General features: G+C 33.5%; 22 protein-coding genes. 13 read left to right on the top strand and 9 right to left on the bottom strand.

From position 1 onward, the window contains the following. Positions 1–81: 81 nt before the first annotated feature. Positions 82–651: a Crp/Fnr family transcriptional regulator gene (locus tag DFQ09_RS06890; RefSeq protein WP_115808988.1), complete on the bottom strand. Its 570-nt coding sequence runs from the start codon at positions 649–651 to the stop codon at positions 82–84. Between the two features lie 202 nt (positions 652–853). Between DFQ09_RS06890 and DFQ09_RS06885 the strand changes: the two genes are divergently transcribed. From DFQ09_RS06885 to DFQ09_RS06875, 3 genes are all read left to right on the top strand, one after another. Beyond that, positions 854–1099, top strand: a complete 246-nt coding sequence (locus DFQ09_RS06885) for a cold-shock protein (RefSeq protein WP_115808909.1) — start codon at positions 854–856, stop codon at positions 1097–1099. A 215-nt stretch (positions 1100–1314) separates the two neighbouring features. Further along, positions 1315–2658 carry a DEAD/DEAH box helicase gene (locus DFQ09_RS06880; protein WP_115808908.1) on the top strand — a complete coding sequence of 448 codons (1344 nt, stop codon included), beginning with the start codon at positions 1315–1317 and terminating at the stop codon, positions 2656–2658. Positions 2659–2660: 2 nt separating this feature from the next. Beyond that, positions 2661–3974 (top strand): DEAD/DEAH box helicase, encoded by a 1314-nt coding sequence (locus DFQ09_RS06875; protein WP_115808907.1) that lies wholly within the window; start codon positions 2661–2663, stop codon positions 3972–3974. Here DFQ09_RS06875 and DFQ09_RS06870 read toward each other — a convergent pair. Further along, positions 3971–4714, bottom strand: a complete 744-nt coding sequence (locus DFQ09_RS06870; RefSeq protein ID WP_115808906.1) for an arylesterase — start codon at positions 4712–4714, stop codon at positions 3971–3973. The two genes, DFQ09_RS06875 and DFQ09_RS06870, sit on opposite strands and share 4 nt — an antisense overlap. 26 nt (positions 4715–4740) lie before the next feature. Between DFQ09_RS06870 and DFQ09_RS06865 the strand changes: the two genes are divergently transcribed. The 4 genes from DFQ09_RS06865 (at position 4741) to DFQ09_RS06850 (ending at position 10692) form a co-directional block, all read left to right on the top strand. Beyond that, the gene (locus DFQ09_RS06865; RefSeq protein WP_115808905.1) at positions 4741–5430 is read left to right on the top strand and encodes an ABC transporter ATP-binding protein; all 690 of its coding nucleotides are present in this window, start codon (positions 4741–4743) and stop codon (positions 5428–5430) included. Between the two features lie 44 nt (positions 5431–5474). Beyond that, on the top strand, positions 5475–7967 hold the full coding sequence (locus DFQ09_RS06860; RefSeq protein WP_115808987.1) for an ABC transporter permease: 2493 nt from the start codon (positions 5475–5477) through the stop codon (positions 7965–7967). A gap of 236 nt (positions 7968–8203) precedes the next feature. Continuing rightward, complete coding sequence (locus DFQ09_RS06855; RefSeq protein ID WP_115808904.1) at positions 8204–9961, top strand: transcriptional regulator; 1758 nt, start codon at positions 8204–8206, stop codon at positions 9959–9961. Between the two features lie 206 nt (positions 9962–10167). After that, the gene (locus DFQ09_RS06850; RefSeq protein WP_115808903.1) at positions 10168–10692 is read left to right on the top strand and encodes a hypothetical protein; all 525 of its coding nucleotides are present in this window, start codon (positions 10168–10170) and stop codon (positions 10690–10692) included. Positions 10693–10841: 149 nt separating this feature from the next. On the opposite strand, the gene DFQ09_RS06845 is transcribed toward DFQ09_RS06850, so the two are convergent. Then, on the bottom strand, positions 10842–12179 hold the full coding sequence (locus DFQ09_RS06845) for an exonuclease domain-containing protein (RefSeq protein ID WP_115808902.1): 1338 nt from the start codon (positions 12177–12179) through the stop codon (positions 10842–10844). Between the two features lie 131 nt (positions 12180–12310). Here DFQ09_RS06845 and DFQ09_RS06840 point away from each other — a divergent pair, with 131 nt between their 5' ends. Then, complete coding sequence (locus tag DFQ09_RS06840; protein WP_092467835.1) at positions 12311–12511, top strand: CsbD family protein; 201 nt, start codon at positions 12311–12313, stop codon at positions 12509–12511. Positions 12512–12958: 447 nt separating this feature from the next. Beyond that, positions 12959–13327, top strand: coding sequence for a hypothetical protein (locus tag DFQ09_RS06835; protein ID WP_115808901.1), 369 nt, complete (start codon positions 12959–12961; stop codon positions 13325–13327). A gap of 160 nt (positions 13328–13487) precedes the next feature. Here the strand turns inward: DFQ09_RS06835 and DFQ09_RS06830 are convergent, their stop codons facing one another. Further along, positions 13488–14009, bottom strand: a complete 522-nt coding sequence (locus DFQ09_RS06830; protein WP_115808900.1) for a 5' nucleotidase, NT5C type — start codon at positions 14007–14009, stop codon at positions 13488–13490. Positions 14010–14237: 228 nt separating this feature from the next. On the opposite strand from DFQ09_RS06830, the gene DFQ09_RS06825 reads away from it, so the two are divergent. The 3 genes from DFQ09_RS06825 to DFQ09_RS06815 are packed head-to-tail and all read left to right on the top strand — an operon-like array spanning position 14238 to position 17896. After that, positions 14238–15431: an ABC-three component system protein gene (locus DFQ09_RS06825; protein ID WP_115808899.1), complete on the top strand. Its 1194-nt coding sequence runs from the start codon at positions 14238–14240 to the stop codon at positions 15429–15431. Then, entirely contained in the window at positions 15428–15922 is a 495-nt protein-coding gene (locus DFQ09_RS06820; protein ID WP_115808898.1) for a three component ABC system middle component, read from the top strand. The genes DFQ09_RS06825 and DFQ09_RS06820 overlap by 4 nt, the downstream gene beginning before the upstream one ends. 12 nt (positions 15923–15934) lie before the next feature. Further along, on the top strand, positions 15935–17896 hold the full coding sequence (locus tag DFQ09_RS06815) for a DUF3732 domain-containing protein (protein ID WP_115808897.1): 1962 nt from the start codon (positions 15935–15937) through the stop codon (positions 17894–17896). 588 nt (positions 17897–18484) lie between these two features. Here DFQ09_RS06815 and DFQ09_RS06805 read toward each other — a convergent pair. Beyond that, positions 18485–19408: a DUF302 domain-containing protein gene (locus DFQ09_RS06805; RefSeq protein WP_115808895.1), complete on the bottom strand. Its 924-nt coding sequence runs from the start codon at positions 19406–19408 to the stop codon at positions 18485–18487. Positions 19409–19756: 348 nt separating this feature from the next. Here DFQ09_RS06805 and DFQ09_RS06800 point away from each other — a divergent pair, with 348 nt between their 5' ends. Then, positions 19757–20851 (top strand): alkene reductase, encoded by a 1095-nt coding sequence (locus DFQ09_RS06800; protein WP_115808894.1) that lies wholly within the window; start codon positions 19757–19759, stop codon positions 20849–20851. Positions 20852–21576: 725 nt separating this feature from the next. Here DFQ09_RS06800 and DFQ09_RS06795 read toward each other — a convergent pair. The 4 genes from DFQ09_RS06795 to DFQ09_RS06780 form a co-directional block, all read right to left on the bottom strand. Further along, positions 21577–21870, bottom strand: a complete 294-nt coding sequence (locus DFQ09_RS06795; RefSeq protein WP_115808893.1) for a hypothetical protein — start codon at positions 21868–21870, stop codon at positions 21577–21579. A gap of 123 nt (positions 21871–21993) precedes the next feature. Beyond that, positions 21994–22914, bottom strand: a complete 921-nt coding sequence (locus DFQ09_RS06790) for a glutaminase (protein ID WP_115808892.1) — start codon at positions 22912–22914, stop codon at positions 21994–21996. A gap of 151 nt (positions 22915–23065) precedes the next feature. Beyond that, positions 23066–23968: an EamA family transporter gene (locus DFQ09_RS06785; RefSeq protein WP_115808891.1), complete on the bottom strand. Its 903-nt coding sequence runs from the start codon at positions 23966–23968 to the stop codon at positions 23066–23068. 50 nt (positions 23969–24018) lie between these two features. Next, positions 24019–24660: a thiamine phosphate synthase gene (locus tag DFQ09_RS06780; protein WP_115808890.1), complete on the bottom strand. Its 642-nt coding sequence runs from the start codon at positions 24658–24660 to the stop codon at positions 24019–24021. Positions 24661–24713: the final 53 nt, after the last annotated feature.

Raw genomic sequence — 24713 nt, 5'->3', positions numbered from 1 at the left:
GCCAAACAATGAATCTAAATCAATAAAATATATATTCTTTATGTCATAAATACGCTAAACAACTAAATTTAAGGCAGATAACTAAACGCGTTTTCTAATTCTACTTAAGGCCTGTGCAGTGACACCAATGTATGAACTGATATATTTAAGAGGAATTATTTTAAGTAGCTCTGGACGTTCCTTAAATAGTTTTAAATACCGTTCTTCAGCAGTTAGATTCAATAAGTTTTGTTCGCGACTAGATTTTAACAAAAAAAGACGCTCTGCTGTTAATCGTCCAACTAAATTTCCGATTTGTGTATTTTTATAAACCTCTTGTAAATCAGAATAGGTCATGCGTAATAACGTTGTCTCCGTAAGCGCTTGTAATTGATATGCCGAAGGTGTTTGTGTTAAGAACGAATCATAAGCACTAACAAATTGATCTTTAAAACTAAAGCCAAAGGTGATTTCTTTATTTGGATTTTCCTTAGGAATAAATAAACGGACAACACCAGACTCAATAAAAGAAATATGATTCTCAATCTCATTTACCTGTAAAAAAACAGCCTTCTTCTTTATCACATGGCGTTGCAATTTGGACGTAAAAAAGTCCCAATCTGCTTGCGATATTGCTGCTATTTGATCTAAGTATGCTTTTATTTGTTCCAAGTAATGTGAGGCTAAGTATTGAGCTTGTAAAGATATAAATTCAAACATTCATTAAAATGAAAAATTAGAAGAAAACAACTATATATTAAGACTTTCTTACTAAATCTATTATTTATACTATTTTTGCAATTAATTAATGAAAGTGATTATAATAATATGATATTGCTTTTGAAATCTATAAATAAAAATTTAAGACAGAACGATGATTAGAAATTTCATAAATAAATTATTTAATCTTAACAAAGAAAGCGAGACAAAAGAAGGTGTCGTTAAGTTTTTTAATGCAAAAAAAGGATTTGGATTTATAACGCTCGACGATTCTAAAGAAGAGATCTTTGTTCATACTACTAATGTTGTAGGTAAAATAAGAGAGAAAAATAAAGTTACTTTTAATATCGAAAAAGGTAAAAAGGGTTTGATAGCTACTAATGTTCGTGTTGTAAAATAATTACGAACCAATTATATTCTACATAACCATCTTAATTGATGGTTTTTTTGTTGCATAATTTACAGAACGCTTCTCATTTTAAACTTTGAATGAGAATTGTTGAGACTTTATAGTGCTTACAGGCTATTTTTGTTAATTCAACTTTAATTTTGTAACGTCTTTTTTTATTCTAATACCAAGAACGGTATTCTTACCTTTGCAAAAATATTTTTTTTATGTCCAAACGTTTTTCCGATTTAGGAATTAATGAACAGCTACAAAATGGTTTAGCTGATTTACAAATTTCAGTTCCAACCGATATTCAAGAAAAAACAATTCCTGTGGTATTGCAACAAACTGATGATGTGGTTGCTTTAGCCAAAACAGGAACTGGTAAAACTGCGGCATTCGGACTACCATTAATACAACTCATCAATGTAGATGATTCTAATATTCAAGCTGTAATTTTAGCTCCAACAAGAGAATTAGGTCAGCAAATTAGTGCTAACTTAGAATCGTTTGCAAAGTATATACCTGAAATCTCTATAGCTACAGTCTGTGGGGGAGTGCCTATAAAACCACAAATCGAACGTTTACAAAGTAATACTCATATCGTTGTAGCAACGCCAGGTCGTTTAGCAGATTTAGTAAAACGAAATGCCGTTGACATCTCTAAGATTTCTTATTTCATTTTAGATGAAGCCGATGAAATGGTTAGTGCTCTAAAAGACGGACTCGATGCTATTATAAAAGAAATCCCCAAAAAGAGACGTACGTTATTGTTTACAGCGACGATGCCAGGGACCATAAAACAACTGGTTCAAAATTACATGTCTAAACATGTGGTGCATATAGAAGCCGATATGGCAACTGTTGGGCATCAAGGTATAGATCATCAGTTTGTGGTGGTTGAGCCTATAGAGAAATTAGATGTTTTATTGCATTTCTTAAACTCTAAAGCAGGACAACGTGGTATTATTTTCTGTAAAACGAAAGCTGCTGTCAATAAATTAGCTAAAAACTTAGCCATTAATAAATTCTCTTCTGGTGCCATTCACGGTAGTTTATCGCAAGGTATTCGCGATCGGATTATGGGACAATTTAGAGAAGGCCATATTGATATTTTAGTAGCCACAGATTTAGCGTCTCGTGGATTAGATATTAAAGATGTGGAATATGTGATTAATTATCACTTACCAGACACTTACGATGCTTACGTACATAGAAGTGGTAGAACAGCTAGAGCAGGAGCAAAGGGGCTAGCGTTAACTATTTTACAGCAAGAAGAAGTTATTGATATTGCTGATTTTGAAGATGAATTAGGTATTTCATTTAAGGAATACAAAAAAGCAGATGCGCAAAGTATTGAAGAAAACAAAGCCTTATTATGGGCTAAGAAAATATTTAAGACCAAACCTAATCGCACCATTTCTGAGCAGTTAAGAAAAGACGTCAGAACCGTATTTCATCATTTAACAAAAGAAGAGTTAATTGAGAAAGTATTAGCGAATCAATTGGCACAAACAACTTTAGGAGTCCAGAAATCAGAGGATTCTAAACCTAAGAAAAAGAAAAAATAGTTATGGCGAATAATATTAAAGCACAACAAGATATTCTTGAGAAATTAAACATTTACGCGCTTAATGCAATGCAAGAGTCCGCTTTAGCAGCAATTGAAGCTAACGATAAAACAATATTATTATCACCAACAGGAACAGGAAAAACATTAGCCTTTTTATTACCGCTTTTAGAAACCTTAGATCCAGAATGTGAAGAAGTACAAGCCTTAATTATCGTACCCTCTAGAGAATTAGCCATTCAAATTGAAACGGTTGTTCGTAATATGGGATCGGGTTATAAAGCCAATGCTATTTATGGAGGTCGTGCTATTTCAAAAGATAAAATAGAATTAAAACATACACCTGCCATTTTAATTGGAACACCAGGACGTTTGGCAGATCATTTTGAACAAGCTCGTTTTACCACCAAATTCATCAAAACCTTAGTTATTGATGAGTTTGATATTTCAATTGAAGTAGGAGCAGGTGGGGAAATGAAAAATATAATGAGTTATTTGGCTAATGTAAATAAGCGTATTTTAACTTCTGCGACAGAAGGAGCATCGATTCCTAAGTATTTGAAAATGGACGGAGCCAAGACCTTAAACTTTCTATCTGAAAGGCCAAGTTCTAAGCTCGAAATTAAAACCGTCATTTCACCTTCAGCTAATAAACACAATACTTTAGTCGATTTATTACATCATGTTGGTAGTGATCCTGGGATTGTATTTTGTAATAAAAAAGAACGCCTTGAAGATTTAAGTCGTTTTTTAGAGAAAAAGAATATTGCACACACTTGTTTTTACAGTGGTATGGAACAGCATGATCGCGAACGTGCATTAATAAAATTACGAAACGGAAGTGTATCTGTACTTGTTGCAAGTGATTTAGCCGCACGTGGTATTGATATTCCAGAGATGAATTATATTATTCATTATGAAATGCCCGAAGCTGTTCAAGAATACACACATCGAAATGGTAGAACGGCCAGAGTAAATTCTAAAGGAACAGCGTATTTAATAAAAGGAGAGCGCGAAGTGTTTCCTGATTTTGTAGGGAAATCTCAAACCATCCGAGTTAATGCTGCCAAAGAAATAAAACCTCCATTTTGGACGACCTTATTTATTTCTGGTGGTCGAAAAGATAAAATCTCTAAAGGTGATATTGCGGGTCTATTCTTTAAACAAGGGAACATCTCTAAAGATCAGCTTGGTGTTATAGAATTGAAACAAGACTGTGCTTTTGTTGCCGTGCCTGTTAGCATTGCCGATGATTTAGTCGACAACTTAAACAATACACGACTAAAGAAAAAGAAAGTACGCGTTAGTATTATCTAAGATTTAACTAAAGGACCTAAAACCTCCCAAACTGTATTAGCTACTATTTTATGACCTTCAACCGTTGGATGAATTCCATCATTCTGGTTGAGGGCTTTAATACCTCCAACATCTTTCAATATAAAAGGAACAAATTCTAAGTCATTTTTTTCTGCTAAATCTGAAAAAATTTGTTTGAATCCCGTCGTGTAATCTTGTCCCATATTGGGTGGCAACTGCATGCCTGCAAGGATAATTGTGGTGTCTGGACTTTTCTTTTTTACACTATCGATAATATCTTGTAGATTTGCTCTTGTTTCTGAAAGTGGTACACCTCGCAAACCATCATTAGCACCTAATTCTAATAAAAAGATATCGATGCTTTGATTTAAAATCCAATCGATTCGTCCTTTACCACCAGCTGTGGTTTCACCACTTAATCCTGAGTTAATAACCGTATAATTTAAGTCTAACGCATCTATTTTCTGTTGTAAAACACTCGGAAATGCATCATTAGTATCATCTAGTCCATAACCAGCAGTGATACTATCTCCAAAGCACAAAATGGTTTTTGTATTAGAATCTGTCGCGACTGTTTCTTCTGTTTGTATTTCAGACAGGGTTTCTGTCGTTTTCTCTGTTTTATTATCACCGCAAGAAACCAATAAAAAGGCTGTTATAAAATAACAAAACTTTAAGAGTTTAGAAGCTGTTGAGATTGGCAAATTTAAAAGCAAATGAGTATTTTGAGCCTTCGACATAAATGGTCTTATAAATTAAAATTAGTATGCCAAATATATTAAAGATTAATGGCCTAGAAAAGACATATTCTAGCGGTAACAAACAATTAACAGTCTTACAAAACATTTCATTCAACGTAGAGAAAGGACAAACTTTTTCTATTGTTGGACCCTCCGGAAGCGGGAAAACGACCTTATTAGGCTTATGTGCTGGTTTAGACCAACCCAATTCTGGTACCATAGAACTTTGTGGACAAGACTTAAATACCCTAAATGAAGACCAACGCGCTCAATTGCGAAATAAAAATGTGGGCTTTATATTTCAGAATTTTCAATTATTACCAACACTTACAGCGCTTGAAAATGTGAGTGTGCCTTTAGAGTTACAAGGTTCTAAGGATGCTGTTAAAAATAGTTTGGCTTTATTAGAAAAGGTAGGTTTAGCAGATCGTGTACATCATTATCCATCACAACTGTCTGGTGGAGAACAGCAACGAGTGGCTTTAGCGAGAGCCTTTGCTAATGCGCCATCTATTTTATTTGCTGACGAACCAACAGGAAATTTAGACGAGGAAACTGGCGAAAAAGTAATTCAATTATTATTTGATTTAAATAAAGAAGCCGGAACCACTTTGGTGATTATTACACACGATTTGGATTTAGCCTACCGAACGCAACAAATATTACGACTTAAAGGTGGTAAAATTTTAACCAACGAACGTACAGCGGTACAGTAATAATCCATTTATAGATGAGTAAAAATACCACCTGGTTGTTTAAAATGGCATGGAGAGATGCTAAAGCGAGCCGTGTACGATTATTGTTATTTATGGCATCCATTATATTGGGTATCGCTGCAGTCGTATCCATTCAATTATTTAGTAATAATCTGAAAGATAATATAAAGCTTCAATCGAAAGCCTTAATGGGTGCGGATTATACGATAGATACTCGGCAAGAACCAACGGAACGCGCACAAATAATTATAGATTCCCTACAACCCGATGCTAAAGAAATCAACTTTGTATCGATGATTGCTTTTCCTAAGAATGGAGGCACTAAATTGGTTAAGGTGCGTGGTTTAGATGGCGCCTTTCCTTTTTATGGAAGCATTGACACAGAACCAAGCTCTGCTGCAGATACTTATCAAGATTTAGGTGGAGCATTAGTTGATGCCACTTTAATGCTTCAATTTGATGTAAAACCGGGTGATTCTATTAAAGTAGGAGCCATAACACTACCTATTTTAGGATCTTTAAAAGCGATTCCTGGCAGCACAGCCATTTCAACATCTGTAGCACCTCCGATTATTATGCCTTATGCTTTAATGGAAGCGACAGGACTCATACAGTTTGGGAGTCGTAAAGAATATCAGTTTTTCTATAAAACGGCTGAAACTTTTAACTTAGAAGCGTTTGAAAAAATTATAGATCCTCAGTTAAAAAAGGAGGAAGCAGATTTAGACACGCATACAAGTACCAGTGAACGTTTAGGAAAACGCTATGATAACGTTGGTAAATTCCTAAATCTAGCCGCTTTTATTGCCTTATTATTGGGATGTATTGGAATTGCGAGCTCTGTTCATATTTATATTAAAGAGAAATTAAGTGCTATCGCAGTTTTAAAATGCATGGGAGCCTCACGCATGCAAAGCTTCTTGATTTTCTTAATTCAAATCGCTGGTATTGGTATCGTTGGTGGATTAATTGGAGCACTAATTGGTATTGGTATCCAAGAATTGTTTCCCTATTTATTAAAAGACTTTTTACCATTTTCGGTTGAAATTTCAATTTCTGCACAACCCATACTTATTGGTGTTTTTCTAGGATTATTTATGTCCGTTTTATTTGCCCTATTACCCTTACTTAGAACGTGGTATGTCTCGCCATTAGAAGTATTGCGCGTGGATGAAAAAGGAGCTCAAGAACCCTTTAAAGTTCGTGTGGCAGTGATTGCCGCAGTTTTAATTTTTCTATTCTTGTTTTCATTTTGGTTATTAGGCGATGCGCTGTATGCCTTAGGGTTTATGCTAGCCACTTTAGTTGCTTTTGCGGTGTTAACAGGGGTTGCCTTGCTATTTATTAAGGGGATTAAAACTTATTTCCCAAAACGATGGGGTTTTGCCGCACGCCAAAGTTTACTCAATTTATTCAGACCCAATAACCAAACCGTTGTTTTAGTGGTTGCTATTGGTTTGGGAACCTGCTTAATTAGCACTTTGTATTTTACGAAAGATATTCTATTAGCAAAAACCGAAGTAGGGCAGAGCTCTAGTAATGCTAATATTATCATTTTAGATGTGCAATCGGATCAGCAAGACACTGTTGAAGCGCGTATTAAAGCGAAAGATTTACCTGTTGTAAATAGCATTCCGATTGTGACGATGCGTATTCATAAAATAAAAGGTCGCTTAGCAAATGACTTACGCCAAGACTCTACCAAACAAATGCGGAATTGGATATTAAATCATGAATTTAGAAGCACGTATCGCGATGCCATGATAGATTCTGAAGAACTCTTGGAAGGTGAATGGACATCGCACACCACTCCTAATGCACCTATACTAGTTTCTATAGCAGACAACCTTGTGGAAGACGGTATAGATATTGGTGATAACATTACGTTTAATGTGCAAGGTGTTCTTATGGAAACTACAGTGGGTAGTATACGGAAAGTAGACTGGAGACAATTACAGCCTAATTTTAATTTTGTATTTCCTGTTGGAGCACTTGAGCAAGCACCACAATTTCGTGTTATTTCTACAAATGCAGCTGATGAAGCTAGTTCTGCGGCATTACAACGCGATTTAGTGGCCGAATTCCCTAATGTGTCCATTATAGATTTACGTCAGGTGTATACTATCGTAGAAGATATTCTAGACAAAGTGTCTTGGGTTATTAATTTTATGGCGTTCTTCAGTATAATCACTGGTATTATTGTATTAATAGGTTCTGTTCGAACGAGCAAGTACCAGCGTATAAAAGAGAGTGTTTTGTTGCGAACCCTTGGCGCTAAAAATGCACAGATTCTAAAAATTTCAGCTTTAGAATACTTGTTTTTAGGATTGTTAGGTAGTTTAGTCGGTATTCTATTAGCCTTAATTAGTAGTCTTTGTTTGGCATTATTAGTATTTAATGAACCTTTTGCTCCGTCAATGATTCCTTTTTTAGTGATTTTACCAGGTATAACAGTGTTAGTAATGGCTATTGGCTTAAGTAATATACGATCGGTATTAAGTAGTTCTCCTTTAGCTGTATTGCGAAAAGAAGCCTAGTATATGTTGAACGGTAAATTGTAGCTTAAATCGATACATTATATAATGATGTAAGAATTTTCAATAGCGAACCCGCTTATCACCCGCTTATGACCCGCTTATGACCCGCTTAAGATACGCTTATGACCCGAGTGTGCGCATGGGGGATTTATTTTAAGGATTCGCTTTGAAAAAGTATCTGTCATAGGTCCTTAAAAAATAAGTATATTTAGACCTGTCTAACTTATTGATAATTAATGCTTAAGTATTATACGTCATTCTTGTTTTTTTTCGCCGTAGTAATTTTTCCATTGTGGTCACAAACTACCACGCTTACTAGTGATACCTATTTTAAACAGTACGAACAGATTACTGATTCCATGGCATCTGTGTTTCCTGAAAATGATATAAAAACGTATCGACGCGTCTCGTTTTCTGATGCTGAAATGCAGCGCTATTTATCACTTCATTTTAAACGTTTAGATCTCTTAAATCATATTGAAGGGCATGCAAAATTCGTTTTAGACAGTTATTTGCATTCTGGAAATTGGTTTAGAGAAGTGGGTTTCCCGAAGGAATCTATAAAATCATATCTTGACTTTTTTAAGTATTATGAAGCTCATGAAACTGAACTAAGCCTAACAGAACGCAACAAATTTATGGAGATGCGTAGTTATGCTCGAAGTATACTTGCTGAAAATTATGCTAAGCTAGGTTTATTAGATAGCGCCGCAATTCAGCACAAAGTGAATATATCGTTTTCTAAGAACCTGAATTATATTTACCATCCATCATCCATAAATAATTATGGACTCTTTTTTTATTGGCACAAGAAAGACCTTGATTCTGCCATGTATTTCTTTAAACGTGCTTATGCACTTACAACGTCTAAATTCCCTAAGCACACTTTAAATGGAAGTATACGCGATAATATTGCTGATATTTATACCGACCAAGAGGATTATGAAAAAGCCCAGGCCTTATATCAGCAAAATTTTGATTTTTTTAAAACAGCCATTAACGAAGAAACGTTAGAAAATGACATTCCACGGTTAATTAGTGCCGGATCGCAATTGGTGATGACCAATACACATTTAAACAAACTAGAGGCAGCACAGCGCACTTTGAATTTCTTAGACAGCATCATAAAGCTTCAAGAAAGCAAGAATAATCTGAGCTCTAGTTCTAAATTAGAATATTTAAGAGCTAAAGAAGTACTCTTGCGTGCTAAAACTAATATTCCAGCGGCATATACAACTGTTAAGCAAATTGAACATATTTCGGACAGTCTTCAAACGATATTGAATCATGCTGACAAAAAATGGCAAGAGGAATTGAATGATATTACGATAGATAAAATTGAATTAAATTTTAAAATCGACCGGATTCAAAAGGAAAACATGATTAAAAACCAACGTGCTAAACTTTGGTTTATAGGACTTTTGTCTTCGATTTTTATAATTGTCTTAGTTTCACTAATTATTAGTAGACGACAACACCTTATAAATGCTAAGAACAAACAGTTATTAGCCGAACAACTACTTGAAAACTCTGCCTTAAAGGTAGAACAGCTTAATTCTGAGATTAAATCTAAGGAACGCGATTTGTCTGATTTTGCCATTAAACTCACGCAAGATCAGGATTGGGCTAAGTCGCTCGCCGACCAATTAGAAGTTATAAAAGAAGCAAATTCTGAAGCGCGTCCGGAATTAATTAATGAACTCGATTTAGCCATTTCAAATAAAATAAGCGTTGATAGCGATACGCAAGAATTTTTTGAGCGCTTAGATAAACTGAGCGATGCGTTTTACAGTAAATTAACAAAGCGCTATCCAAATTTAAGCAAAAACGAGATTAGACTGTGCTCGTTAATTCGATTAAAAATTGAAAGTCGAAGTATTGCTACCCTTCAAAATATCACCTTAGCGTCCTTAAACACCAGTCGTTATCGCCTAAGAAAAAAACTTCAACTCTCTGAAGAAACGGATTTGGATTTCTTTATTCAAAATCTATAAGTCTTTTATTATTAGGCAATTATAATTCAAATTACAAAGCTGTCTATTAAATGTCTATCGCCTGTACATCAGTGGTCTATATCGATTATGCGGTTGTGCCTTACTTAACTTTTACTTTAGCAGTGTTCTATTTATACAACGTGTTTATTTAGAATAATGCTATTACCACTTTAATTATTAAGTACCACTCTAAAACCGTATCACTTATGAAAACATGTCTTCTTGGTTTAATTTTTTTAGGACTTGCCAACCTTAGTTCAGCGCAAAATGATTTAGCAATGGAAACGTCTCAGTTTAACGACAAGGACTATACACCGCGTTCCATTTCTGTTCTCAACGAACAGTATTTAAATTTAGAACTTACAGCAGCGCAACCTTTAGCGGTTTCTATTAAGAAATTACAAAAAGTAGCTGCCGATTTTGATGTCTCAAAAGATCCTGTTTATAGTAAGAACAAGTCTATGACGTATACTGTTAATTTTCAATCTAACGACAATTCTATCACTGCCATTTATGATACTAAAGGTGTTATTTTGAGTTCTGAAGAATACTACGAAGATGTACGAATTCCATTAACAATAAGCAGTCAACTAGCAAAAGATTATCCGGGATGGGCGTTTCTTAATAGCAGCTGCACTGTTAATTATGAGCATACTAATGGAGCAGAGATTACTTACGTTATAACCCTAAAGAAGGAAAATAAATCGAAATCTATTTCCCTAACGCTATAGATATCTTATTTTTCTGAATGGAGAACAGCGCTTTTATGGTGCTGTTTTCTTTTGTAATAGAGATTTTATGTCAGTTTGAGTGTTTTGAGTGCGCGAAAAACGTATCGAGAACACCAACAATCAAAAACCATCAACCAAAAACTAACCAACTACAAATCCAACAAACGCGATCTCAAAATCTTCTGAATATCCATATTGTTTTTCTGAGGAATCAGGAACGTGTCTAAATCATCAATGTGGTTTATAGTCTCTTCTTTATCAACAAAACCATAACCTAAATAGTCGCCATTTTTCACCATAACGAAGGCTTCCTCATTATCATTTCTGCCTTTTTCTCTTACAATGATGTCACTCTTTTGATCCGACATATCATGAATAGCCTCAAGAACCCTATTATTGTAATCTTCCACAGTTTCTTCATCTTTACAAATCCCTTTACAGTTTTTGATGCTAAAATGCGAACATTCTGAAACCGATTCTTGTAAATGACAGTATTTAGGACATAAGTTATGCTTCTCACACATCTTTTCTAAATAGGCACGCACTTCTCTTATGCTAAATAGTGTAACGATAGGATTAGGCACTAAACGGCCTTTATTGCTTGCTAAATGCAGAATTCCTTTTCGGTCTTCATACGAGAATATGGCAAAGGACTGTATGGTACGTTTCGCGACTTTATTGTGCACGGGGAAATGATGTTTAATGGCAGCATCTTCCATTAGCAATGCAATTAATTCGCTACCTGAGCATTCAAAATCGATATCGCGCGTTTCTCTCACCATATCTTGCGCCTTCTTTGTTTTACTGTAAAAATGGCTGAGTACTCTTTTTTTAATGTTTATGGCTTTACCGACATAAATGACGGTTCCTTTTTTATCCTTAAAATAATAGATGCCTGCGGTATCTGGCAAGGCTTCAAACGTTTCTTTGGGTAGGTTAGGAGGTAAGGTGGCTTCTTTAGAATTCTTGTTTAAAAATTCCTTAAAAACATCTGAAGCTTCAGGTTGTTGTAATAGTAATTCAAATAAAACAGTGGTGGCTTCGGCATCGCCTCTGGCTCTGTGTCTGCCCACCAAATTAATCTCTAAAGCACTACATAATTTCCCTAAACTGTAAGACCGATGTCCTGGTAATAAGCGTCGTGATAAACGAACGGTACAGAGTTTCTTTCTGTTGAATTCTAAACCAATTCTACTGAATTCTCCACTAATCACTTTATAATCGAAATTAACATTATGCGCCACAAATATGGCTCCTTCAGTAATGTTTATAATATCGTCTGCAACCTCTGCAAATCGCGGAGCGTCAGCAACCATATGGTCATCGATCCCGGTGAGGGCTGTAATATGTTGTGGAATATAAGTTTCCGGATTTATTAGTGATGTAAACTCGTCTATTACGGTATCTCCGTTAAATTTAAAAATTGAAATCTCAGTCATGCGATTGCTTTGTCCTGTGGTTTCAACATCAATAATGGTGTAAATCATGCTTTTTTACCTTCTTTTATTTTTTGCATCAATTTATTAATGGATTGTGCTAATGGGTGTTTAAGACTTGCTGTAAATTTACAGTAGTAGATCAAAGTGATTTACTTTATTAACTTAAAAATACAGAAATTATGTCTAAACCATGGCAAGATAAAGCAAAAGGCAATTGGAATATTGCTAAAGGAAAATTAAAACAAAAATGGGGAGAACTTACTGACGATGATCTAGATTACCAAGAAGGTAAAGAAGATGAAGTTGTTGGCCGAATTCAGAAGAAAACAGGTGAAACAAAAGAAAACGTCAATAGTTTCTTAAACGATTTAAAGTTCTAAAACTTCCTCGTTTTAAAACAACAGAAAATCCTGATTAACTCAGGATTTTCTGCGCTCCAGACCACACCTTATTCGGTACCACCTAAATTATATTTAAGCTGTAATGCAACAAGGATATTGGTTTTGTCTCGATTTTCTAAAGTTTAAATCCCTTCACTTATTCAATTTGCTGATTTTATAGGAGTTATCACATTTTCTTATAGCTCCCCTTTAACACAAGTTTAACCTCAATTTACCGAGAATCTGTATGCGATTCACTACATTAATATTAGTTGAAATATAACAACCTATAATTAATAATTTTAACCAAACCCCTTCCTATGAAACTCCAAATTAAGTTTAATTATCATAAATATCTATCACTATTTTAGTGTGGCTTTGAATTCAATATCACGGACTCCATTAAAATAGTACTTAAAATTTAATCATTTTAAAACATATAGGATCATGAGAATTCAATTTAATACAACGCAACTTAACTCTAATAAAACCATACATATTAGCGAAAAAGATACGGCTTATCTTACGGCATTATTTGAATGTAGATTAGAGAATTATGAAATACATATTGCAGAAATAGACGTTCATTTATCTAATGAAAACAATAAACAAGAAGGGGATCACAGCAATAGGTGTTTATTAAGCACTAATATTGTAGGGCGACCGTTTCAACCAATTAGTTTTGAAGCTGATAATGACAATATTGTACTTGCGATATTACATGCAATTGATAAACTTACGGTTTCACTGATGGCATGCATCAAAGCAGGAGAGGATGCGTTACGCAATAATGAACGTGTTTTTTGTATTCGATAAGAAGTTATATCTATCATTACACAAACATAACATTATAGCAATTAGCTCATTAATCCTTTTAATTGTACAGCTGCAAATATCGATTTATTCTTTAGAAGCAGTTGTATTGCTCAACCCAAAGTAAACCCGACGAAGTTCGTTGTGAAACTTTGGGTTTTCTCTAAAGCAAAAGCTTTGCGATATCTTCCCAAGTAGCCACTCGGTTGTAGCCTGTATCATTCACATTATGAGGAGAATTAAACAATAATGTATCTCCTTGAAACTTCTCTAAGTTATACGACCTGTCATCAATAAGAACATCTCCATTTAAGATAAACTTATCTCCACACATAATACGGTGTTGCCACGTAATAAAAGGCATATGCTCATCTAACCACTCGCTCTTTTCTAATAAGGAATTTGGAAACTGCGTTGCTGCCGTAGCAATATAAACTTCATGTCTATTATACAACGCTTCCATGACCAATATACTATCTTTAATAGGTTTTAAATCTCTAAAAAAGCCAGGTTGTAACGCGTGTTGCATAATACTTTCTTGATGTACTTTTGGGACATTATGCCATATTTCGCCCGAAGAAATTTGCGACATGCGTAAGTCTTGCTGGTGCTCTTTATTATATAATTCTATGTGTTTGCCGTAAGTGTCGGCTAACACGTCGTCCATGTCTACAAATATTGTCATTGGGTTGTTTTTTTGCGAAGGTCTAAATAATAGTGGGAAATGACAAGTAGAGAGGTTTTATTTAATGGTTAATTAATGTTTTGGAGGTTCTATAATTTTTTTTTGGTTTGAATGGACTACGATTTTAATTAACCATATTTTTATTTTTAATCTTTTGACGTTTACGGTATTCCGTAAAAAATTACTTATTAAAATTCAGTATATTTATTGTTTTAATACTTACAAAATTTGAATAACACCATAACCGATTTTTCCGCTAAAGAACCTGCATTAGGATATTTTTATCAATTTTTATATTCACTTTTGAGATTAATTAAATCTAAAAACATTGAAGCATCTGTTCGTATCGAATGCTTGGATGATGTTGAAATAATTGACGATTCATTAGATTTAGTTCAAACAAAATTACATATCAAATCTATTGCAAACCTTAGTGATTCAAGTCCAGATTTTTGGAAATCTATTAGAGTTTGGGTTGATAATATAAATGAGAATAGAATAGACATAGATAAAACGATGTTTACCTTAGTTACAACAGCTAATATTTCTGAATCCAGTTTTCTAAATTATTTCAATGTAGCAAAAAATGGAAATGAAACATTATTTACTGAATCTGAGATACTCGATAAAATAATTTATGTTGCTATTAATTCCAATAGCACAACTAATAAAAAGAGTTATGATTTATTTTTAAATCTTTCGGATGATATTCAAAAAAAATTAATCAATAATATTACTATAATTGACGCTTCTTTAAGTGTTAATGACTTAATAACAGAAATTAAACACGAATTAAGACTATCTGTTTTTACTGATAAGCTCAATCTTCTTACGGATCGAGTAATTGGTAATTGGATGGTATTTGGCGTAAAACATCTAACAGAACTTATTCCTGAAATAACTTATAAACAGCTTCATTCTACAATTTTAGATATTTCGAATTCTTTTAAAGAAGATAATTTACCAAATGATTTTCTTGATGAAATTAAGATTACAGATGAAGAAGCTGAGTTGTTAGGCACCAAAATATTTATAAAACAATTAGAGTTAATCTCATTAAAAACGGCATCAAGATTGGTTAAAAATGCAATTAGTGATTTTAGACGAGCATATGAACAGAGGTCAAGATGGATTAGAGAGCAATTAATAAATATTAATGAAGAGGAAGCATATGAAAAAGAGTTAGTTGAAAAATGGAATACTTTATTTGCTCTTTTAGAGGATGAATGTGATGGTATTAGTAATGATGAAAAATTAATAGAGTTGAGTAAAGTGTTTTATAAAGCATTTTTTGTAGAAAAAGTGCCTAGGATTTTTATAAAGAAAAATTTTACTAGTGAGTATTTAATAAGAGGTAGTTATCATATACTATCAGATAAAAAAATAATAGGATGGCATCCAAAATTTGAAGAATTATTATGATTAAAGAATGGGGAGACCGTACAGCCATACTTGCAAATTTACTGAATCCAGCATTTTGTGGTGAAATTTTGAGAAGATTTATAAAGGCTTATAATGATAAATCAGAAAAGCAAACTACTTTTCTTCTCTGTTTTATAGTATTACCAATTGTTTTGCATAAAGAAACTAGAGAGCAACTGCCAAATACTACAAGTAACCATTTACTAACTTGGATAGATAGTAAAGATGCTCTATTTATTGATTTTCCAAATAGAGTTAAGGATATGAAACCATACACGAAAGAAGCATTAATGTTTCTGCTAAACCAAAAAGCAATTATTTTTAATGATAAAGCTTTGATAGAAACTACCAAATTTAAAAAGAAAAAATTTAAAGGTGAAGGCATAGAGGAAGCAGAAGAAATATTAAGAAAAGCTGAATTTTTAGGTAAGTGGTTAACGAAAGCTGAAGATATTAAAACATTGTATTCTTTTTTAAGAATAACACCATAAACGATTTCGAAAATGCAAATAAAAAAAATTATTCTTTATAGTAAAAATAAAAAGGATGAACCAAGGGTCATAAACTTCAATACTGGAGCATTAAATATTATAACAGGAGAGTCGAAATCAGGGAAGTCGGCCCTAGTTGGAATCATCGAATATTGTTTAGGATCAAAAAATTGTAATATTTATGATGGGGTTATTAGAGATAAAACTAACTTTTTTGCTATTGTAATAACTTTTGGAGATGAAAATGTATTTATATCTAGACTGAATCCTGATGTAAAAAACAAATTGACAATTAATGAAATCTATATAGAAAGAAGCTACACTGACAGAAATTTACCTTTAGTTGAAAATTTTCAACCTAATTTTAATACTTCTCTTTTAAAAAGTTTTCTTTCAGAAAAACTGAATATAAATGAAAATATACATATTCCAGATTCATTATCTAGAGATCCATTAGAGGCAAATTTTAGACACGCTCGTATCTTTAGTTTTCAACCACAGTTTGTTATAGCACAACCTAATCAACTCTTTTATAAGCAAGATGATTCTTTTGTAAAAATGGCAATTAAGGATACTTTGCCTTATTTTTTAGGTGCAATTAATGCTGATAGTTTACAAATAGAACGCGAAATAACTAAGAAAAAAAGATTATTAAATCAATTAACAAGAGAAAAGAGAGAAGAAGAAAAATTAAAAGAAGATGGTGTTAGTAAAGCTTATTCTCTTATTGAAGAAGCCAAAGAGATTGGTCTTTTAGAAAAAAACACAAATCCAAAATCTGTTAAAGAAGCTTACGGAATTCTTTTATGTGTAAAGGACTGGGAGTATAAGGAAATAGATTTTAAAGGAGATGATTCAGGTCTTAAAAAACTAATAGAAGAGAGGTTGTTAGTCAAGCATAAACTGGGTAAGATAGAAGATGATATTAATGCTGTTAAGCATTATATGAAAACCGCAAGTAAGTATTCTAATGAGATTAGGCAACAAGAAATTAGATTAGAATCTATTGGTTTTTTTAATGATAAAGAAGATTCTGTTGATATAAATACTTGTCCTTTATGTGATAATCATATAGAGGTTTCTAATCCTACAATCGAGAATATTAAATCGAATCTTCTTGAAATTAGAAATGATTTAAAAAACACAACACAAGAGAGTCCAAGGGTACAAACATATTTGGACAACTTAGATGATTCCCAAATTCAACTTCAGAATCAATTAGAAATAGTAGAAAGAGGAATAACGGCATTATACAATCAAAAAGACAAAGCTCGTACCTTAAGAGATTTAAATATCAGACGAGGGCGTGTAATAGGAAGGGTTAGTTTATTTCTAGAGAATATTAACTTAGAAGAAACTAAATCGCAACTAGAAAAACATATTAAAGTACTTCAAGATGATATAGACGATCTATTAATGAAAGTTGATAAAGAATCTAATGAAGATAAATTGAATTCTATATTAAATAGAATTAATCTTCAAATGACAGAATGGTCAAATCTAATTGATGTGGAATATCAAGGAAATCCAATACGTTTCGATATTAAAAACCTTGATTTAATTGTGGATACTGAAGATAAACCTATATCATTAAGCAGAGGGATTGGCAGTGGTGCTAATTGGGTTGCATATCATTTACTTTTATTAATGGCATTGCATAAAACTTTTGTAAATAAGGATAGACCAGTTCCAAGGTTTTTATTTATAGATCAACCAACACAGGTTTATTATCCGCCTGAAAATAATCCTAATATAGTAGAGATTGATTCAGAAGGTTCTTCTGATGATAAGGCAGTAAAATTAATGTTTGATTTTATGTATAAAGTAGCAAAAGAATTAAGTCCTAATTTTCAAATAATAGTAATGGATCATGCATTATTAAATAATAATGAGTTTAAGGAGAGTGTTATAGAAGTATGGAGAGGAGGAACGAAATTAATACCTCAAGAGTGGATTTCGGAATCTAATTTATAAACTGAGTATCTTAAAGTTTTATTCATTTCATAATTTTTTAATTGGGTTCAATAGGTTCTCGATACATCCCGACAAAAATATCATGAGACTTGAGCTGACGTATTTTTAATATTTTTTTATACGTTCATTTTGCCTTGATGCAAAACGAACCAAAAAATCAAAACGATTTATTAGGAAATCGCTGAAGCGCCATTCGCCAATACATTAGTAATTCAAGGTTTTTATAAGACCTGTATTTTCAATACTTGATTGTGTAAATTAACTTTATTCTTAGCTCATTATTTCTGAAAATCGTTGCTTCCGACCGTGTCGGAATTTGGGTTTTGATTGTTTACTTATATTTTGGATTTCTTTCTTTATTTCTTTATTTCTTTCTTGGGATGCTTTGTTTGATTTGTAAGTTATTAATACGTCCCAATGATTCCTATCTGCATTCAGATGTATTTCTGTAAAATGTTGCGCTCTTCGATCAATAATGAAACTCATCATAAAAACAGTTCATGTTATAAAAGCAAAAAGCTCATAAATAAAGTATTTACAAGCTTTTCACAATGTTTACCAAAATGAGGGTTTTGGCTCACATATATTTTAGTTCGCCGAAGCCCCAGAATCCGATATGGTTTGCAGGGCTTGAGAAATCATTTCTAATGTGTCGTTATTTTCAGTTATACCATGTCTTTCTCCTATATAAAATGGATTATTATATATTATATTCACATCACCATCACTATTTTCATAAATCAACATTTTTTGGGGTAAGTCTAAAGCGATAGTTCTTGATTCTGACATTAACGGTGTTCCTAATGCCGGGTTTCCAAAAATTATTAACTTCGAAGGTAATAAATCCATAGCAACACTTTGTGCGTTAGCTTGGTGATCTAACTCTGCGATAACTGACACGGCGTCTAAACTGTTTAAGGTATCTAAAATTAGATTATAGGTTGTATTGAAGTCGTTCGTACTCGTCACAGAAATAATTCCGTCGTTTAATATGGGACTAGAGGAATTTATAACAACATCTTTTTCTGTTGCGCTATTTACAATGTTAACAAGTGCATTGGCTATCATATCTGTTGTTGAAACATCACTCAAACTATGTCTGTTAACTAAGTAGTCTACTGAATTGTATGCCACAATGGTATCTCCATTTTCATCAGTAAACACGGTAATGCGTTGTGGTAAATCTAATCCGGCAGAACTATTATTTTGCATTAGTGGAGTTCCTAGTGTCGGATTTCCAAAATATACGGTACGTGTAAAATCTAATTCTAAACCGACGTTCTGAGCATTTTCAGAATGATTAACTTCTGCAATAATACCAATGCTCTCATTACTATTTAACTGAGATATAATGTTGTCGTAAATATCGGAAGGAGACGCATCGGTTTCTACGTATCCAATACCTTCCGTATTTGGAGTATTATTATTTTGATTACTATTAACGTCATCCTTGCAGGCCGAAACTAATAGTAACGTGCTAAATAAGATGGAACTAAATTTAAATGTATTCATAATGATATGGTCTATTTTGTTATGATCTAAGTTTTTGTTGCAGAGATGCTAGGCTATTTTACGTGTACGATTAACAGTTAGTCTTTTCCAGAACCTTTACTTAATCTGCCAAATTTATCACCACATATTTTAGCGTCTACTTCCTTCTTATTTCTAATCAATCTTTCTATGTTAGTTCACATTAAAATTGATTCAAACTTAAGGGTTAAAACTTATAGCTCTTGACTTATAACAATAAAGTATTGATGCGTTTAGGAAAGGTTAAATCTATCTTAATTGCTGTTTATCCGCTAAATTGGTGTTTGAAAATCGTAACTTTATACTTCAAATTAATACGTAAAAAATACGATGGATATACAACCTTTATTAACACCCTATCATAAAAATATCACTTTAAAAAACCGTATTGTTATGGCACCTATGACGCGTAGTCGTGCGGATAACAAGGAAAAAGTCGCTACAGACGATTTACAAGGTTTGTATTACGAACAGCGTGCTTCGGCAGGTTTAATTATTACAGAAGGTTCTCAGGTTTCTAAGGAAGCTGTGGGCTATATTAATACTCCTGGCATTCACTCTAAAGCGCAAGTGGAAGGGTGGAAAACGGTGACCAAACGTGTCCACGATAAAGGAGGTACTATATTTATTCAGTTATGGCATGTTGGCCGTATTTCGCATCCCGATTTTCATGATGGTGAATTGCCAGTATCGGCGTCTGCGATTAATCCCAAAGCGCAGTCTTATACTCCAAACGGATTTAAGGAAACCGTAACTCCAAAAGCGATGACGGCTGGAGATATTAAACGTACCGTTAACGATTTTAAAAATGCGGCTGCGAACGCTGTGGAAGCGGGTTTTGATGGTATTGAATTGCATTCGTCTAATGGGTATTTATTTCAGCAGTTTTTTAATGGCTGTTCTAACACCAGAACAGATGACTATGGCGGCAGTATTGAAAACAGAACACGTTTCTTTTTTGAAGTTCTAGACGCTATGAAAACCGTGATTCCACAAGAAAAAATTGGAGTGCGTTTTAATCCGTCGTTACATGGCTTATTTGGCATTACGGTAGATGAAGAAACCATTCCGACGTTTGAATATATTATTAAAAAACTGAATGATTATAATTTGGCTTATGTGCATTTGTCCGAACCGTTTACCGATGTTTCTGATGTACCGTTTGCTGTAACTGATATTGCTAAGCATTTTCGTCCGTTGTATAATGGAACGCTGATGGTTAACACTAATTTTGATCAGGATAAAGGGAATGAAATCCTTGTTGATGGTGATGCGGATTTAGTGGCTTATGGTAAGCCTTTTGTTTCTAATCCGGATTTAGTGGAGCGTTTTGAACAGGATTTAGAATTAGCGGAATGGGATAAGGATACGTTTTATACTCCTGGAAAAAAGGGGTATACGGATTATCCGTTTGCTTCTGAGTAATTTTGGTTGGTTTTAATATTAGAATTGGCATTGTAGAGCTTTTGTTTTGCGATGCCTTTTTATTTGTTCATTTTAGTTCACTAGGTTTCTATTTTATTAAATCGGTGTTCATGAATACTATCGCATTTGCCTGGATGCAAACTGCGCAGCACATCATGTGTTCCATAAAATAAGCATAGGCGAATAAACGAACCAAAAAATATTAAGAATTAGTTATTGTTTAATTCGTGAATGTTATTGTAGCGTTTTTGGAGTTTTATATGTTCATTTTGCCTTGATGCAAAACGAACCAAAAGATCAAAACGATTTGTTAGGAAATCGCTGAAGCGCCATTCGCTAATGCATTAATATTTTAAGGTTTTTATTAGACCTATATTTTCAATACTTGATACTGTAAATTAACTTTGTGTTTTGCTCATTATTTCTGAAAATCGTTGGTTCCGACGCTTTCGGAATTTAGGAGTTGATTATTTACTTGCTGTTTGTATTTTTCTTACTTCTCTTAACTCTTAACTCTTAACTCTTAACTCTTAACTATTCACTCTTAACTATTCACTCTTAACTATTCACTCTTAACTATTCACTCTTAACTATTCACTATTCACTAATCACATAGCTATAATAAAAAAATCAAAACCCAAAATAGCATTAATGAATTTAGCTATTACAATGGATTTTGATTGTTTATGCTTTTTAAGACCACTACCTAATTAAGATTTCGCTAACTATTTCTTATTGGTATTTTCAATATCTAGCTCAAGGTTTTCATTATGATCGCTTCCTAAGCTGTAATGTTGATTTTCTTCATCAGGCTTTCTATTATTAGATAATGGTTTTGAATTTTTACTACCAGGAATATCTAAATCTTTTGCGGCGAAATCGGGTTCGGTTTCACGGTTTTTTAAGAGTTCGTCATCACCATTGTCTTGTCTTAAGTTTCCAGATTTGTCTCCTAGAATCTTTTCGTCTTCTTTTGTAATATCTGAATTGTATTGTGCTTTTTTGTCTTCGCTTTTCATAACTTTTAATTTTAAAGATGTACTCAAATTTAAGAAATATGAAGTGGAGGTATTGACTTAAACAATTAAAACCTTAATGGTTTTGAACAGGACAGATGGCTCATCATAATGCAATGTAGTGGGTTAAAAAATACTCATTTCAGAATGTGTCGTAACCGTTTCTAGTAATTTCATGCCTTTAAAAGAGTTGCCGTTAGGATTTAATTTTGGACTCCAAACGGCAATCGTAAAGTTATTAGGGTATAAGGCTACAATACCACCACCAACACCACTTTTTCCTGGCAATCCTACTTTAAATGCAAATTCACCTGACTCGTCATAGAATCCACAAGTGAGCATTAAAGCATTGATTCGTTTTGCCTGACTGCTAGTTATGATCCGCTTACCATCGCTTAATTTCCTACCTCCGTTGGCTAAAAACGAAAAGGTATGTGACACTTGTTCACAATTCATTTCTAAAGAACACATATCGAAATAAAAATCTAACACTTCGGCTGGATCGTTTTTAATATTACCCAACGATTTTATAAAGTTACATAAGGCTACATTTCGGTAACCCGTCGCTTTTTCAGAATCAGCGATGTCATCAGAATAGTTTAGATCTGGAATATCACTTAAATCTCTAACAAATTCAAGAAACTCCTCACGTGCATTTTCTAAATGTGTGATTAAGATGTCGCAAATAACAATAGCTCCAGAATTAATAAACGGATTACGAGGAATGCCTTTATAAGTTTCTAGCAAAAGAAGCGAATCGAATTTTGTACCAGAAGGCTCAACGTCAATACGCGTCCAAATACGCTCTCCTAGAAATTTAACAGCTAACGAAAGTGACAAGACTTTAGCAATACTCTGAATTGAAAATTTCTCTAAGTGGTCTCCAATTCCGAAGTTATTACCATCTATTTTAGTGATGTGCACTCCAAACTTATCTGGATTTACATTTGCTAATTCGGGTATGTAAGTCGCTAGTTTTCCGTGATTTTTAATCGGCTTAACGAACTTGTATGCGTTTTCTATAATTTGAGTGTAATCTGAATTCATTCGGTTTAATCGTTTAAAAAATTATAGCAAGTTAAGTTTTAAATTGGTATTACTAAACCCGTTTTTTATCACTACTTTATAGTTTTTACAATTTAATGAAGCAGAACAACCAAGAGTCTGATTCAGTTGTCTTAATGTTAAATACTCCTTTTTAATTAGAATATAAAATTAGAAAAACTCCAATCATAATTCCTGCTAAAGGCACTAATTTTTTGCGCTTATTCTGTTCTTTAAAGACTAAACCACCAACGACTACGGCAATTAATATCTGACTTCGCTTAATAGCTGACAATAGCATTATTAAGGCATCAGGATCTTGCAAGGCTTTAAAATAGAAGTAATCTGCGGCTTGCAATAAAATACCGACGGCGATAATGGACCAACGGAATTTAAAGGCTTTTCGTTTTTCGGCATGGGGAAACCATGTGATGCTTAGGATGACGAGTAGAATCAATATGGTGTAAAGGCAAAACCAGAATTGTAGGGTTTGTGGATTAAGACTTAGATTTTGGATTAAAAATTTATCGTACAAACCACTGGAAGCACCTAAAAACGTCGCTCCAATGATAGCGAAGATCCATTTGTTGCGCTTAAAATTTATACCTTCTCTTTTACCGATTTTAGAGTAAAGCATTACTGAGAAAATGATGAGGAAAAAGCCAATCCACTGCAAAGGACTAGGTTGTTCTTGGTAAATTAAAATCGCACCAATAAAGGTAAAAAACGGTCCTGCAGAACGAATAGGTGTGACAATCGTAATCGGCAAGTGCTTTAACGCTTGGTAAGCTAATATCCAAGAACTCGCCATAATCGCTGATTTTATAACGATAAAACCATGGATTTGCCACGAAATCTTTTGAAAGTTATAACCGTGCTCAAGCGCGTAATCTGGATAAAAGATAGACAACCCATAAAACGCAGCGACAAATAAAAAGCCACTAGATACCGTACCTAAAAGGACAGGAAACACTTCGTTGCCTTGTACAGCATGTTTTTTACATAAGTTGTGTAATCCTAAAAAAAGAGCGGCTAATAAGCCTAAATACATCCACATACTGGACTATATATTTAAGTAGTTAATTGAAGGAAAGAAGTAAGATTTATTTACTCAAACGTGTGACGAATCTCACCCGTTGCTGATGCTTTTAATAAAAGATTGAACTGTTTTATGCTGTCAAAATTTTCAGTGATAGCATCAGATACCGCAACGCCCGAAATACCAGTTTCTAAAATCGCGGTCACATCATCTGTAGTGATATCTCCAAAACCGATAATTGGTTTTTCTGTTATTAAAGCATTACTGATAGCCGTATAGCCATCTAGACCTAAAGCTATAGTTGAACCATCATTAGTTGGTGATCTAAAAGGTTCTAAAATAATATAATCGCTATTTTTGGCGATTAATGATTCGCAATCTTCCAAAGTATTTGCTGTACCACCAATAATTTGCCAGCTGTATAAATCTGGTCTAACTACCGTAGGGCAGATGTCTGATTTTTCTAAATGCACACCTTCCGCCTTAACGTCTTTAGCTATTTTATAATTAGAATTAATGATTAATCGTGTTTGAAAATGAAAGGTAATCTCTCGAGCTGCTTTAGCTATTTCCAAATATTTAGCATCCGAAACATCCGTAAGATGTAATTGCACTAATTCCGCACCAGATGTACATGCCTTTTGAATGTTTTCTAAATGCGCTTCAGGAGTATTTCCTTGAGATATGTAATGTAGTTTAGATATAATCATGTAGTGGTGTCTTAATATTAGGCCTTCTCTTTAAATGCGGCGCAAAAATACAA

The sequence above is a fragment of the Winogradskyella pacifica genome, assembly GCF_003386275.1.
Classification (GTDB): domain Bacteria; phylum Bacteroidota; class Bacteroidia; order Flavobacteriales; family Flavobacteriaceae; genus Winogradskyella; species Winogradskyella pacifica.
This window is presented reverse-complemented; position numbering and strand designations above follow the sequence as displayed.

Coding starts and splice junctions, on each gene's coding strand:
- DFQ09_RS06885 (WP_115808909.1), top strand. CDS start 854: ATGATTAGAAATTTCATAAATAAATTATTTAATCTTAACAAAGAAAGC.
- DFQ09_RS06880 (WP_115808908.1), top strand. CDS start 1,315: ATGTCCAAACGTTTTTCCGATTTAGGAATTAATGAACAGCTACAAAAT.
- DFQ09_RS06875 (WP_115808907.1), top strand. CDS start 2,661: ATGGCGAATAATATTAAAGCACAACAAGATATTCTTGAGAAATTAAAC.
- DFQ09_RS06870 (WP_115808906.1), bottom strand. CDS start 4,714: ATGTCGAAGGCTCAAAATACTCATTTGCTTTTAAATTTGCCAATCTCA.
- DFQ09_RS06865 (WP_115808905.1), top strand. CDS start 4,741: ATGCCAAATATATTAAAGATTAATGGCCTAGAAAAGACATATTCTAGC.
- DFQ09_RS06860 (WP_115808987.1), top strand. CDS start 5,475: ATGGCATGGAGAGATGCTAAAGCGAGCCGTGTACGATTATTGTTATTT.
- DFQ09_RS06855 (WP_115808904.1), top strand. CDS start 8,204: ATGCTTAAGTATTATACGTCATTCTTGTTTTTTTTCGCCGTAGTAATT.
- DFQ09_RS06850 (WP_115808903.1), top strand. CDS start 10,168: ATGAAAACATGTCTTCTTGGTTTAATTTTTTTAGGACTTGCCAACCTT.
- DFQ09_RS06845 (WP_115808902.1), bottom strand. CDS start 12,179: ATGATTTACACCATTATTGATGTTGAAACCACAGGACAAAGCAATCGC.
- DFQ09_RS06840 (WP_092467835.1), top strand. CDS start 12,311: ATGTCTAAACCATGGCAAGATAAAGCAAAAGGCAATTGGAATATTGCT.
- DFQ09_RS06835 (WP_115808901.1), top strand. CDS start 12,959: ATGAGAATTCAATTTAATACAACGCAACTTAACTCTAATAAAACCATA.
- DFQ09_RS06830 (WP_115808900.1), bottom strand. CDS start 14,009: ATGACAATATTTGTAGACATGGACGACGTGTTAGCCGACACTTACGGC.
- DFQ09_RS06820 (WP_115808898.1), top strand. CDS start 15,428: ATGATTAAAGAATGGGGAGACCGTACAGCCATACTTGCAAATTTACTG.
- DFQ09_RS06815 (WP_115808897.1), top strand. CDS start 15,935: ATGCAAATAAAAAAAATTATTCTTTATAGTAAAAATAAAAAGGATGAA.
- DFQ09_RS06805 (WP_115808895.1), bottom strand. CDS start 19,408: ATGAATACATTTAAATTTAGTTCCATCTTATTTAGCACGTTACTATTA.
- DFQ09_RS06800 (WP_115808894.1), top strand. CDS start 19,757: ATGGATATACAACCTTTATTAACACCCTATCATAAAAATATCACTTTA.
- DFQ09_RS06795 (WP_115808893.1), bottom strand. CDS start 21,870: ATGAAAAGCGAAGACAAAAAAGCACAATACAATTCAGATATTACAAAA.
- DFQ09_RS06790 (WP_115808892.1), bottom strand. CDS start 22,914: ATGAATTCAGATTACACTCAAATTATAGAAAACGCATACAAGTTCGTT.
- DFQ09_RS06785 (WP_115808891.1), bottom strand. CDS start 23,968: ATGTGGATGTATTTAGGCTTATTAGCCGCTCTTTTTTTAGGATTACAC.
- DFQ09_RS06780 (WP_115808890.1), bottom strand. CDS start 24,660: ATGATTATATCTAAACTACATTACATATCTCAAGGAAATACTCCTGAA.